The organism is Peptoniphilus raoultii, assembly GCF_900099555.1.
In the GTDB taxonomy this organism is placed as follows: domain Bacteria; phylum Bacillota; class Clostridia; order Tissierellales; family Peptoniphilaceae; genus Peptoniphilus_A; species Peptoniphilus_A raoultii.
On record NZ_FMWM01000002.1, the window covers coordinates 158,095 to 171,680 of the forward strand.

Sequence of the window (13,586 nt, forward strand, 5' to 3'; positions counted from 1 at the left end):
ATATCACCTAAACTATTGCTTCTTTTTTCTTTTCTTTTAAATCTTTAATCTTATCTCTAATTTCAGCTGCCCTTTCAAAATCTAAAGTTTCTGCAGCCTTATACATTTCTACTTTCAGCCCATCGATTATTGCTTGAATTTCATCTTTTGTAAATTCGTCATCTGTGCTTTCTTTGTATTCTAAGGGCTCTTCTGCCGCAATTGCAGTATTAATTACATCTCTAACTTCTTTTGAAACTGATTTTGGAGTTATACCATTTTCCTTATTATAGTCATCTTGAATTTTTCTACGTCTATTTGTTTCTTTAATTGTTACGTCCATGGATTTTGTTATTGTATCTGCATACATTATTACTTTCCCCTTAATATTTCTTGCAGCCCTACCAGCAGTTTGTATTAATGAAGTTTCAGATCTTAAAAATCCTTCCTTATCTGCATCTAAAACAGCAACAATTGAAACTTCTGGAAGGTCAAGACCTTCTCTTAAAAGATTTATGCCCACAAGGACATCATATTTCCCAAGTCTTAAGTCCCTAATTATTTGCATTCTTTCAAGAGTTTCTACATCTGAATGCATATAGGTTACTTTAATGCCAATTTTTTTAAAGTGCTTAGTCAAATCTTCCGCCATTTTTTTTGTTAAGGTTGTAACTAAAACTCTTTCGCCCCTTGCACTTGCATTAGTTATTTCATTTACCAAATCATCAATTTGATTTTTAACTGGTCTTACAAAAATTTCCGGATCCAAAAGTCCCGTTGGTCTAATAATCTGTTCTGCCCTTGCTTGTTCATGTTCTTTTTCATAGGGCCCAGGAGTTGCCGAAACGTAAATGCAATTTTTCATCATTGATTCAAATTCCTTAAATTTTAAGGGTCTATTGTCAAGAGCAGAGGGAAGTCTAAAACCATATTCAACTAAAGTTTCTTTTCTTGATCTGTCCCCATTATACATGGCCCTAATTTGTGGAATTGATTGGTGAGATTCATCAATTATTGTTAAAAAATCATTTGGAAAATAATCAATTAAGGTGTAGGGCCTTGAACCCGGCTCTCTTTGAGAAAGATGCCTTGAATAATTTTCAATCCCTTGGCAAAATCCCATTTCAGATAACATTTCCAAATCATATCTTGTTCTCTGCTGTAGCCTTTGAGCTTCCAAAAGTTTATTTTGATCCTTTAAAACTTTTAATCTTTCTTCTAACTCTTCTTCAATTGTTACTAAGGCTTTTTTAACTTTTTCTTCTGTTGTAGCATAATGTGATGCAGGCGTTATATAGGCATGGGATAAATATCTTAAAACCTGACCCGTTAAGGCATCAACTTCTGCAATTTTTTCAATTTCATCGCCAAAAAATTCAACCCTTATAGACTTTTCAGAAGATGAGGCAGGAAAAATTTCTAAAACATCTCCCCTCGCCCTAAAAGTTCCTCTTGAAAATTCATATTCATTTCTCACATATTGAATCTCAATTAATTTTGCCATGATGTCATTTCTGTCACGAATCATTCCTGGTCTTAGAGAAATTGCTAAATTTTCATAGTCAATGGGATCTCCCAAACCATAGATGCAGGAAACTGATGCAACAATAATTACATCTCGTCTTTCAAAAAGGGACATTGTTGCAGAGTGACGCAGCTTATCTATTTCATCATTTACAGATGAATCCTTTTCAATGAAGGTGTCAGTCATAGGCACGTAGGCTTCGGGCTGATAATAATCATAGTAGGAAACAAAATATTCAACGGCATTTTCAGGAAAAAATTCTTTAAGCTCTGCACAAAGTTGGTAGGCCAAAGTTTTGTTGTGTGCAATAACAAGAGTGGGCCTTTGAACTCTTTCAATGACATTTGCCATTGTAAAAGTTTTTCCTGAACCAGTTACTCCCAAAAGCGTTTGATGTTTATAGCCCTTATTTAAACCATCTACTAATTTATCAATAGCCTGAGGTTGATCTCCAGTTGGCTTATAATTTGAATGGATTTTAAATTTCATTTAATTCCTTTCTATATAAAAAAGGCAACTTGTGTTGCCTATCATTCTTACCCAATTTTCTTCTCCAATAATATTATAAAATAAAATGCCCATAATTTAAAGGAAAACTAAATTTTGTAAATCTATTTAATAATTTTAAAATTTTTACAAATAAAAAATCCGCTAAAATTTTAAATCTTAGCGGATAAATAATTTTTATTTTTTATTTGGCACTTAGGGCTGCCATAGTTATATAATTGTAGGGCTTGTTAAAGTGAGGTAAGAAGAAAATATCAAGAAGTTTTAATTCATCAATTGTAACTTTCTTATAAATTGCAAGTGAGAACATATGAATTCCCATTGACATATCATAATAAGAAGCCATTTGTGCCCCTAAAACTGCCCTTGTCTTTTTGTCAAATACAATTCTAATTTTAACTTTTGGATTTTCTGTTTCAATAAATTCAGGTTTTTGTAAATCTTCAAAATCAACACAGTCTGCATCAATGCCAAGTTTTTGAGCTCTCTTTAATGACATACCTGTTGAAACCATTTTGTAGTCGAAAATACAAATGCCATTTGACCCTTGAACACCAGCAGATTCAATATCTTGACCTAAAATATTAAAGGCAGCAACAAGACCTGATCTTACAGCGTTTGTTGCAAGAGCAATATAATTTGTATCGTCAATTGTGTTGTCATAAATAGTTGCACAGTCGCCAATTGCATAAACATCTTTTTCAGAAGTTCTTTGATGTTTGTCAACAATGTAAGCACCGTTTCTAAATAATTTTAATTCATCTTTGCCAAGTTCGTTGTTAGGTCTAAAGCCAATAGCCATAATTACCATGTCAGAAGCATATTCTCCCTTGTCAGTTTTTACAGCCTTAACTTTTTTGTCGCCAAGAATTTCAACAACTGATTCACCAAGAACCATATTAACGCCATTCTTTTCCATATTTTCTTTCATGGTTTCTGAAAATTCTTCGTCATAATAATTTGAAAGAACAGTTGGAGCAATATCAATTAAGTTTACTTCTCTGCCATTTCTAACAAAGGCTTCTGCAAGTTCAACGCCAATATATCCTGCACCAATAACTGTAACTTCTTTAATTTCAGGATTTTTTAATTTTTCTATAACTTCCTTAGCATTTTGATAAATTTTAACTCTTTGAACATTTTCAAGGTCTGTTCCTGGAATTTTTGGAATAATTGGAAGAGAGCCTGTTGCCAAAACTAATTTGTCATAAGTATCTTCAATTTCTGAACCGTCTTTTTCCTTGCCATAAACTTTTTTATTCTTAAAGTCAATTTTTGTAATATTCGCTTCCATGTGAACTTCAGCACCATTTTTTTCAAAAGTCTCCTTATCACAATAGAAAAGTCCATCGCCATTTGAAATTTGATTTCCAATCCAAAGGGCCATACCACATCCAAGGAAGGATAAATTACTATTGCTTTCATAAACAGTAACCTTATTTTCTTTGCCGCCACCTAAAATTGTATTTATACAAGCAGTGCCAGCATGATTTGCACCGATAACAATAATTTTGCTCATAATACCTCCATAGTTTATTTTTTTATTTTTACAAAAATATTATAAATTTAAAAGATTGCTATTTTTATATAATTTTATCATTATTTTTAAAATTTTCCTAACTTGACATAACTTCCCATTACAATATAATAAATTTCAGGAGGTTCCTATGCTAGAAATAAAAAATTTATATAAATCCTATGGAGAGAAAAAAGTTTTACAAGGCATTGACATAAATGTGGCAAATGGAGATATTTATGGTTTCATTGGAAAAAATGGAGCTGGCAAAACTACTACAATAAAATCAGTTGTTGGAATTAATACTTTTGACAAGGGCGAGATTATAATTGACGGAATGGATATTTTAGAAAAGCCCCTTGAGTGTAAAAAAATCACTGCCTACATACCTGACAATCCCGACCTTTATGAATTTATGACTGGAATGAAATATTTGAATTTTGTTGGATCAATTTTTGAACTGGAACCTGAAAGGGCAAGGGAAGATATTTTTTCCTTGGCAAATACTTTCGATTTAACAGCTGACTTAAATGAACCTATTTCTTCTTATTCTCACGGTATGAAGCAAAAGCTTGCCATTATTTCAGCCCTTATTCATAAGCCCAAACTTTTAATTTTAGATGAGCCCTTTGTTGGCCTTGATCCGGAAGCAACTTTTTATTTGAAGGAAGAGTTTAAAAAAATGGTTCAAAATGGAGCTGCAATTTTCTTTTCCACTCATGTTTTGGAAGTTGCTCAAAATTTATGCAACAAAATTGCGATTTTAAAGGATGGAAAAATTGTAATTTCTGGCAAGACTAATGAAGTTACTACAAATAAATCACTTGAAAATATTTTTATGGAGCTTGTAAATGATAAGATTTAATAAGGAAAAAATTTTAATTAAGGCGGAAATTGACAGGATGCTAAATAGAAATTCAAATAAAAATAGACTCCTTTCAGGTCTCGCTGCAAATATTTTTGTATTTGGTTTTTTCTTTTTCTATTCTATTTCTATTACTAATAAGCTGGGATTGGAATTTCAAAATTATTCTCTTATGGGATTTTCTTTATTCTCTTTTATTATGATTCTTATATCTAATATATCTCTCACAAATGATTCGATTTTTGGACCTAAGGAAGTAAATATTTTATTTCCCATGCCTTTAAGTGAACTTGAAATTATTCTCCCAAAAATTTTGACCATATATCTTTCATCCTTAGCCATGAGTTTTGCAATTTTATCCTATCCAATAATTTATTATGCTTACCTTGCAGGAGGATTCTCTTTTGGTCTTTTTTCTATTTTAATACTTTTGGCTTTCCCCTTAATCCCAAGTGGGCTTTCCATAATCCTAACTATTTTATTTGGAAAAATTTTTCAAAATAAAATGATTAGAAATATATTTTTACTATTTTTCGGGATTTTTGTTGCCATTTTTTACCTAGGCTTATATACAATGGAAGATATATTTTTAAAAGTTATCAAGGGTCTTTTTGAAGTACTATTAAAGTTCCCTTCCATAAAATTTTATACGGATGCCATTTTTATGGGAAGCTATTTTAGGGGCCTTATTTTTATAATATTCTCCCTTATTATTTTCTTTGGTGCTGCAATTTTTCTTGCTAAAAATTATTTTAAAATCTATTATAGAAATAATTTAAAAACTCGCCATAGGGACAGGGACAAAGATACATTTCATATTACTTCAAAAAACCTTGCTCTTTTTAGAAAAGAATTTGCCCTTTATAATTCCTATCCAATTTATGTTTCCAATACAATTATTAGTGTAATTTTTATGATAATCTTAGGCCTTGGACCTCTTTTTATCCCCTTTGAAACTCTAAATAAACTTACAAACTTCAATGCTAAAGATTTTTTAAGCACTTATTTGATTCAGCTTATTTGCGGCCTATCTGCTCTTTCACAGACAACATACTGCTGCCTTTCAGTTGAAGGGAAAAATTATTATTTAATGCAGAGCCTACCCTTAAAAGTTCTTGATATTTTTAGGGGAAAAATTTTGCTTGGTATGAGCTTAATAACAGGACCTATACTTTTATTTGCCTTTACTTTTAGCCTAAAATTTTCCTTGAATTTTATTGAAACTATTTTATTAATTTGCTGTGGTCTGTCCTATGGTCTATTTGCAAATCTTTTGGGCCTTATATATGATTTCTACACTCTTGACCTTGATTGGATAAGTCCAAATGAAGTTATTAAACAAAGATTTACCATGCTTCTAATTCAGATTATAATAATTTTTATGGTAGGCTTTAGCTTTTTAATTTCTAATATAATGCTTCCAAATTCAAGAATGATTTCTTGGTCCCTTATCTTTATTCTTTCCTTTGTCATTGACCTGCTCCTCCTTAATGACTTAAGAACAAAAGACCTAAGGCTTTAATAGGTAAAAAAATAAAATCTAGTGAAATTCCTGATTCAAAATATAGACAAAGTTAAAAATAGGGATAGCTCGCAAGGGGCAGTCCCTAAAGTAAATTGGCAAAAATAAATCCGGACAAAATCCGGATTATTTTAATTATTTAACTGATTATCTATAAATTTTTGAAATTCTTCTTCATCTTGAGGAAAATTTTCTACAAGAGATGGATCAAGGTGGGCAAAAAACCACTTGCCGTCCTCTCCATTATAACTTATGGCTTCTCCATCTTCAGAACCTTGAAATTCCCTTTTGGCTGTATAACCTCTTTCTCTCAAGGCTTTTTTTATTCTATTAAAGGCATTTTCTCTTTTGGAAATATAGTCCTTTAAGTCTCCATTATCAATGGCATAATTTTCAATAATTTTAAAACCAGGAGCAATGCCAGAGCCTTCATCTGTTAAAACATTTAAATCTTCTGCAAAAAAAGAAATTTCTTCTCCAGGATTAAATTCAAATTTACTTAAGGGATAAATATTTCCATTTAATTCAATTTCCCTATAATCTTCCAAATCTTCGGGGTAAAAACTTAAATCATATATGTCATCAAGTTTATTAATTTTTTTCTTTTCAAATTTTTTAGAAGTAGATCTTACAAATTTTAAAAGATTTTCTTCATCTTCAAAAAGTCCAACATTTACTCTTTTGTCATTTTGAATAAAATATAAAAATTTCATAGTCTTATATAAAAGAGCCGAAGCTCTTATTATTAAAGTGATTCTAAAGCTGTTACAAGTGCAAGAGAATAAACTTCGTCTTCAACACATCCACGAGAAAGGTCATTAACAGGTTTATTTAAGCCTTGAAGAATAGGTCCGATTGCTTCGTAACCGCCAAATCTTTGAATTAATTTGTAGCCAATATTTCCCGCTTCAATGTTTGGGAAAATAAATACATTTGATTCTCCTTTAAGCGGAGAATCAGGAGCCTTTCTTCCAGCAACAACTTTGTCAAAAGCAGCATCAAATTGAAGTTCGCCGTCAATTAACATATTAGGATTTTTCCCCTTTGCAAGTTTTGTGGCTTCAGCAACCATTGTAACTCTTTCGTGTTTTGCTGAGCCATGAGTTGAAAATGAAAGCATAGCAACTCTTGGATCAAGACCAAATTTTCTTGCTGTTTCTTCAGTTAAAACTGCAACTTCTGCAAGGCCTTCTGCATCAAGGTCAGTATTAATTGCACAGTCGCCCATAACATACATCTTGTCATCTTTAATCAAAACGAAGGCACCACTTGTTCTTTTAATACCTTCTTTTGTCTTGATAATTTGAAGAGCAGGTCTAACAGTTTCTCCTGTTGTGTGACAGGCACCAGAAACCATTCCATCAGCAAGTCCCATATATACATACATAGTACCAAAATAGTTTGGATCCTTTAAAATTTTTCCTGCCTCTTCAGCATTAACTTTTCCCTTACGTCTTTCAACAAAAGCATCAATCATTTCATTCTTTTTTTCAAAAGTTTCAGGATCTAAAATTTTAAGGTCTCCAATTTCTACATTTTCTTTTTTAGCTAAGGCTTTAATTTCTTCTTCATTGCCAAAAAGAATTGGTCTAATAACCTTCTTATCATTAAGTCTAATTGATGCTCTTAAAACTCTGGCATCATTTCCTTCTGGAAAGACAATAATAGGTCTTGTTTTTTTTACTTTTTCTTCTAAACTTTCAATTAATGACATTTTTTTAATAGTCCCCCTTTTAACAAAAACATTATAACACAAGAATATTATTTATTCTCATAAATGACAAAATTTTTATCCCACAATTTATGCTATAATTATTAAGAGGTGAAAATTTTGAGCAAGATAATAATGGACTTTTTTAAATTAGAAACAATAGACTCTATTCCCACTGGCAATATTCCTGCTGTCTTGAATTTAGTTGATGACAAATATTTAGAAGTAATGGCGAGAAATCACAAAATTGACTTTGACAATCTTTCCCTTGATGACATAAAAAAAGACCTTCATAAGGCCATAAATAATAATTTTAAGGATATACTTTTGACATTTAATAAAAGTGAATTAAAATCCTTTAACGAATTTTATCAAGGAATTGTTGATTATTCAGATGAAATGGTCTACATAAATTTGAAAAAATTTGTTTCTTTAGGCTTTATTTTTTTATTTCTTTCAAAAAACGGAGGATATTTTGACTTTGTCATGCCCGATGAATTAATTGTTAAATTTGAAGACCTATTAAGAAATTCATAAAAAAATTTTAGAAATATAAAGGCACATATTTTCAAGCCGTATTAAGGAAAAAATTAAAAAATAAATAAAAATAGGAGGGACATCCATAAGGGACAGTCCCTCTTAAAAATATCCTATATCCCCCTCCAAATCAAAAAATTAAACTGAAAAATTTTAGTATAATTAATTTTCCATTTTCGTATCAGAAAAACTCAAGGTCAAAACTTCATAAATATGGCCATCTTTGGCTTTTATATCTTTAAATTTTTTTATATCGCTTGAAGAATAAACTTCTTTAGAAGGCCCTATCTCTTCAAAAATGAGGTTGTAGCTTTCTCCAAGTTTTATGCCATGAATTTCTTGGTTTGAGCTTCTTATTATGGCATTTCCCATTTTTAAATTACCATCAGGAGCTTTATTTCTTGCAATTCTAATTGTTGAATTATCTGTTGCAATTATATAAAAATCTTCATTTACTCCAACAGCAAATTTGAAAATCCTCCTTGTCTTTAACTTGTCTAAATTATTCTCCACTCGACCAAAAATAGTTTCATTCCCATTTTCAATGTTATAAATTTTGAAAGAAAATGATCTTGCCTCTTCCGGTAAATTTACTTCATAAAAATTTAAAGAAGGTAGAATACCTTGATAGATTTTTACTTTTTGAGCATCTGTAATATTTCTGTCTGTGCTGATATTATATTCTTTTGCCTTTTCTTTTTCTTGGCAAGAAGTTAAAAATAAAAAAGTGACAAATAAAATTATTATTTTTTTCATAAATCACCTATGTAAAAAGCAGGCCTATGCCCGCCATGTTTTAAAAATCTAAATTATAGAGTAAGTCCACCGTCTATAACTAGAGTTTGTCCTTGAATATAATTTGCTTCTTCTGAACATAGGAAATAAATTCCATTTGCAATTTCATCAACTGTTCCAAATCTCTTCATTGGAATTTGATTTGTGTACATATCTTCAAGTCCCTTTGTCATTCCGCTTACAATAAATCCAGGAGCAACTGCATTTACATTAATGCCCTTTCTTCCAAATTCACGTGCCCAAGTTTTTGTCATGCCCATAACAGCAGCCTTTGATGCAACGTAGTTAACTTGTCCGAAAGTTCCCATAATTCCTGATACTGATGCAATAGAAACAATTTTTCCTGATTCTACTTTTAACATTTCTGTTCCGACAAGTTTTGTCATATAAAATACAGCAGTTAAATTCAAATCAATAACTGCCTTGAAATTTTCTTCTGTCATTTTTACTGTAGATGCATCTCTAATCATACCAGCATTATTTACAAGAATATCAATTTTTCCGTATTTGTCTAAAGTTTCTTTAACAAGTCTTTCACATTCTTCATAGTGAACAATGTCAGCCTTAACTTTTTGAATTTCAACATCATAATCCTTAAGAGTTTCAATGATGGCATCAACTTTAGCTTCATTTCTGTATTGAAGGGTTAAATTTACTCCTTCTTTGGCAAATTTTCTAGCAATAGCTCCACCAATATCTCCTGATGCTCCTGTAATTAAAACATTTTTTTTCATAAATTTTACTTCCTTTCCTTTTTAATTTATTTTAATGTAAAAATTATAGCCTATTTTAATTTAATTATATATTAAAGCTAAAATTTTTTAAATAAGTACTTAACTATACTCTCTAAAATATTATTACCCAATCAAAAATTTATTTCACTTAATTTATCCTAAAATTTAATTTTTTCCTTGGCAAAAATTAAGGCTTCTTCAATCATGGGCATAATTAGTTGGTGGGTCGTCAAATCAAATCTATCAAAATTTAAAAGTTCTTTATTTTTATAAATTTTCTTTAATTCATTTGCACATCTTTCTTCCACATCTGGATTTATAATTTTATCTTCATCACCATTAAATAAAACAAGGGGCCTATCTATAAAATTTTCCTTATTTTTCATGGGATTGACTTCTAAAAGATAGTCTTTAATTTTCTTTATACTTTCAAAATCATCTTCATTTTTATCTATTGACTGATTTACAAGATATTCATAATCAATAATTCCATTATAGATAAAGGCAATTTTAAAGTCTTTGTGGATATTATAAATGCAAGCACTTGAAATTGCTCCCATAGAATGGCCCGCTATTCCAATTTCTCCCTTATAATTTTCCTTTATATAAGATAAAAGGTCTTGGCTTTCCTTTAAATTTTTATAGATACATTCTAAAAAATAAGACCCTCTCCTTGGATCATTATCGTAATCTAATTTGCCCCTTCTTCCATGGTGAATTGCATCAGGAAGAAAAACCCTGTAACCGTAGGATGCAAAAATATTGCCCCTAAAAATTTGACCCTTGGCATCTGATGACCAGCCATGATAAAAAATAATATTTTTTGTATTGTCATTAGCATTTATAGGTTCAATCATATAAAGAGGAATTTCATTTATCTCAAGCTCACTAATATTTGAAAAATCCATTTTTAAGTATTTCATAATTTTTTTCACTCCTAAAATTTTTTATGCATTTATTATATATCCAATAATTTTATTCTTTAAATTTTCATTTTTTATTTTAGGTAAATCCAAAATTTGCATAAATTAATTTATTATTCTATAATGATAATACCCCACCGGGGTGTAGGAGGTTAGCAGATGAAAAAAACATTTGATATTTCCGGAATGACTTGTGCCGCCTGTGCAGCAAATATTGAGCGTGCAGTCAATAAACTTCCAGGAACAAAAACTTGTAATGTTTCACTCTTAACAAATTCTATGAATGTGGAATATGATGAAAATGAATTAAAAACAGAGGAAATTATTTCTTCCATTGATAAAATTGGCTATGGAGCAAAAGAAAAGGGAGAAGAAGGAAAGGAAAAAAATAATTTAAGTGACAATTCTCGAGCAGAAAATTTAAAAAATAGATTTATTATTTCCATGGCCTTTTTAATTGTATTAATGTATATTGCCATGGGTCCAATGATTGGCCTTAAGGTTCCAAATGTTTTAATGACAATGGAAGGCACAGTTTCCTATGCCTTTTTACAGTTTTTACTCGCCCTTCCAATTTTATATGTAAATAGGGATTTTTATATTTCCGGCTTCAAGGGTCTAAAAAATTTTGCCCCAAATATGGATTCTTTAATTTTTTTAGGCTCCTTTGCAGCCCTTCTCTACGGAATTTTAGCAATTTTTAGGATGTCCTACGCCTTGAAAACTGGTGATATGAATCTTTTAATGACCTATCGCCACAATTTATATTTTGAATCTGCAGTTATGATTTTAACTTTAATAACCCTTGGCAAATATTTTGAAGAGAGATCAAAAGATAAGACAAAAGATTCTTTAAAATCTCTAATGGATTTGGTCCCAAAAATGGCAAATCTTGTAATAGACGGAAAAATAATCACACAGAAAGCAAGCGACTTAAAAATCGGCGACATAGTTTTAGTAAAGCCTGGTGAAAAAGTGCCAACTGACGGAATAATTGTGGAAGGCGAAGGGTCTATTGACCAGTCCCTTGTGACTGGCGAGTCAATTCCCGTTTTTAAGGAAAAAGGTGATTCTGTCATTTCAGCCTCCATAAATGGCAACTCAGCTTTTAAGTTTAGGGTGAGTAAAAATCCTGAAGACTCAACAATTTCCCAAATTGTAAATCTTGTGACAGAAGCCAATCAATCTAAAGCACCAATCGCAAAACTAGCTGACAAAATTTCAGGAATTTTTGTGCCAACAGTTATAATTATTTCCATTTTAACCTTTTCTATTTGGTTTTTATATTCTAAAGATTTGGAGATGTCCCTTAACTTTGCAATTTCAGTTTTAGTTATTTCCTGTCCATGTGCCCTTGGTCTTGCAACGCCCCTTTCAATTATGGTTGCAACGGGAGAAAGTGCAAAGAACGGCCTGCTTTTTAAGGATGCAGAAATTTTAGAAAATCTTCATAAGGTAGACACAATTATGCTTGATAAAACTGGCACCATAACAATTGGGAAGCCAAAGGTTTCTGATATAATTTCAAATATGGATGAAAAAAAATTTTTGGAAATTGCAAGCGGCCTTGAAAAAAATTCACAGCATCCCCTTTCCCTTGCCATTACAGATTATGCCATAGAAAATAAAATAAATTCTCTTTCTGTTAATGATTTTAAAGCAGTAACAGGAAGAGGAGTTATGGGAAATATCCAAGGTAAAAAATACTTGGCGGGAAATATTAATTTTATGGCAGAAAACGACCTTGAAAATATGGCCTTGAAAAAAAAGGCAGAAGAACTTTCAGAGGATGGAAAAACTGTAATGTATTTTGCTGAAGAAAATAAAATTATTGGACTTATTTCAGTTATTGATCCTCCAAAAGAATCTTCAAAATCTGCCCTTGAAAATTTAAAGGCCTTGGGATATGAAATTGTAGTTTTAACGGGAGATAATAAAATTACTGCAAGGGCCTTTAAAAAAATTTTAAATATAAATGAAATTTACGGAGAGCTTATGCCTCAAGATAAAAATCAAATAATTATGGACTATCAGAAAAGAGGAAAAAAAGTTTTAATGGTTGGTGACGGGATTAATGATGCTCCTTCCCTTGCAAGGGCTGACATTGGCATGGCTGTTGGCGGAGGAACAGATTCTGCCATTGAATCATCAGATGTCGTGTTAATTTCAAAAGACCTTTCTGACATTTCAAAGGCCATAAAAATTTCAAAAGCAACTATAAAAAATATTAAGGAGAATTTATTTTGGGCTTTCTTTTATAACGCTCTTTGTATTCCTCTTGCCGCAGGATTATTTTTCATCCCCTTTGGCATTAAATTAAATCCCATGATTGCAGCAGAGGCCATGTCGTTTTCATCATTTTTTGTAGTTACAAATGCCCTGAGGCTTAAAAAAATTAACTTAAGGAAAATTTTTAATAAAACTTATGAAAAAAATAATTTTACTATTGAAGAAAAAAATATAGAGAAAAAAGGAGAAGATAATATGAAAAAACTTTTAAAAATTGAAGGGATGTCTTGTAATCACTGCGTAAGCCATGTGAAATCAGCCTTAGAAAGCCTTGACGGAGTAAAGTCAGCTGACGTTTCTCTTGAAAAAAATGAGGCAGAAGTAAGTTTAGAAAAAGATCTAAAGGATAAAGTATTTGAAAAAGCCATTGAAGATGCTGGCTATAAGGTTACACAAATAAATGAAGGCTGACAAGGAAAAGCAAATAAAAAAATTAAAAACTGTAAGAGGACAAATTGACGGTCTTATAAAAATGATGGAAGACAATAGATATTGCCTTGACATTTCAAATCAACTTATGGCTTCAATTTCTATTTTAAAAAACATAAATAAAGATGTCCTCACCGCCCACTTGGAAGGGTGCGTTAAAGATGCCTATAATAGTGGAGAGAAAGAAATTGATAAAAAAATAGAAGAAATAAATTCTATAATAGTAAAATTATCTAAATAAATTATAAAAAAAT

The 13,586-nt window shown here is 30.9% G+C and carries 12 protein-coding genes; 5 read left to right on the plus strand and 7 right to left on the minus strand.

Translation table 11 applies throughout. The annotated features are described in order from the left end of the window. Positions 1-7: 7 nt before the first annotated feature. Positions 8-1,993: an excinuclease ABC subunit UvrB gene (gene uvrB / locus BQ4446_RS00710; protein ID WP_071025724.1), complete on the minus strand. Its 1,986-nt coding sequence runs from the start codon at positions 1,991-1,993 to the stop codon at positions 8-10. A 202-nt stretch (positions 1,994-2,195) separates the two neighbouring features. Next, positions 2,196-3,530 carry a H2O-forming NADH oxidase gene (nox, locus tag BQ4446_RS00715; RefSeq protein ID WP_071025727.1) on the minus strand — a complete coding sequence of 445 codons (1,335 nt, stop codon included), beginning with the start codon at positions 3,528-3,530 and terminating at the stop codon, positions 2,196-2,198. 148 nt (positions 3,531-3,678) lie between these two features. Here nox and BQ4446_RS00720 point away from each other — a divergent pair, with 148 nt between their 5' ends. Then, positions 3,679-4,392 carry an ABC transporter ATP-binding protein gene (locus tag BQ4446_RS00720; protein WP_071025729.1) on the plus strand — a complete coding sequence of 238 codons (714 nt, stop codon included), beginning with the start codon at positions 3,679-3,681 and terminating at the stop codon, positions 4,390-4,392. Continuing rightward, on the plus strand, positions 4,379-5,914 hold the full coding sequence (locus tag BQ4446_RS00725; protein ID WP_071025732.1) for an ABC transporter permease: 1,536 nt from the start codon (positions 4,379-4,381) through the stop codon (positions 5,912-5,914). The genes BQ4446_RS00720 and BQ4446_RS00725 overlap by 14 nt, the downstream gene beginning before the upstream one ends. 131 nt (positions 5,915-6,045) lie before the next feature. Here BQ4446_RS00725 and BQ4446_RS00730 read toward each other — a convergent pair whose 3' ends face one another. Continuing rightward, positions 6,046-6,627: a hypothetical protein gene (locus tag BQ4446_RS00730; protein ID WP_071025735.1), complete on the minus strand. Its 582-nt coding sequence runs from the start codon at positions 6,625-6,627 to the stop codon at positions 6,046-6,048. A 32-nt stretch (positions 6,628-6,659) separates the two neighbouring features. After that, a complete protein-coding gene (pta, locus tag BQ4446_RS00735) occupies positions 6,660-7,628 on the minus strand; it encodes a phosphate acetyltransferase (RefSeq protein ID WP_071025738.1) in 969 nt (322 codons plus the stop codon). A 108-nt stretch (positions 7,629-7,736) separates the two neighbouring features. On the opposite strand from pta, the gene BQ4446_RS00740 reads away from it, so the two are divergent. Further along, complete coding sequence (locus tag BQ4446_RS00740) at positions 7,737-8,162, plus strand: hypothetical protein (RefSeq protein ID WP_245149631.1); 426 nt, start codon at positions 7,737-7,739, stop codon at positions 8,160-8,162. Positions 8,163-8,324: 162 nt separating this feature from the next. Here the strand turns inward: BQ4446_RS00740 and BQ4446_RS00745 are convergent, their stop codons facing one another. The 3 genes from BQ4446_RS00745 to BQ4446_RS00755 form a co-directional block, all read right to left on the minus strand. Continuing rightward, positions 8,325-8,918 (minus strand): hypothetical protein, encoded by a 594-nt coding sequence (locus BQ4446_RS00745; RefSeq protein ID WP_071025744.1) that lies wholly within the window; start codon positions 8,916-8,918, stop codon positions 8,325-8,327. Between the two features lie 53 nt (positions 8,919-8,971). Continuing rightward, entirely contained in the window at positions 8,972-9,691 is a 720-nt protein-coding gene (gene fabG / locus BQ4446_RS00750; protein ID WP_071025747.1) for a 3-oxoacyl-ACP reductase FabG, read from the minus strand. Positions 9,692-9,849: 158 nt separating this feature from the next. Further along, complete coding sequence (locus BQ4446_RS00755) at positions 9,850-10,614, minus strand: alpha/beta hydrolase family protein (protein WP_071025748.1); 765 nt, start codon at positions 10,612-10,614, stop codon at positions 9,850-9,852. A 159-nt stretch (positions 10,615-10,773) separates the two neighbouring features. Between BQ4446_RS00755 and BQ4446_RS00760 the strand changes: the two genes are divergently transcribed. Next, positions 10,774-13,314, plus strand: a complete 2,541-nt coding sequence (locus BQ4446_RS00760) for a heavy metal translocating P-type ATPase (protein ID WP_071025751.1) — start codon at positions 10,774-10,776, stop codon at positions 13,312-13,314. Continuing rightward, the gene (locus BQ4446_RS00765; RefSeq protein ID WP_071025754.1) at positions 13,304-13,573 is read left to right on the plus strand and encodes a metal-sensing transcriptional repressor; all 270 of its coding nucleotides are present in this window, start codon (positions 13,304-13,306) and stop codon (positions 13,571-13,573) included. Before BQ4446_RS00760 ends, BQ4446_RS00765 begins: the two co-directional genes overlap by 11 nt. Positions 13,574-13,586 lie beyond the last annotated feature (13 nt).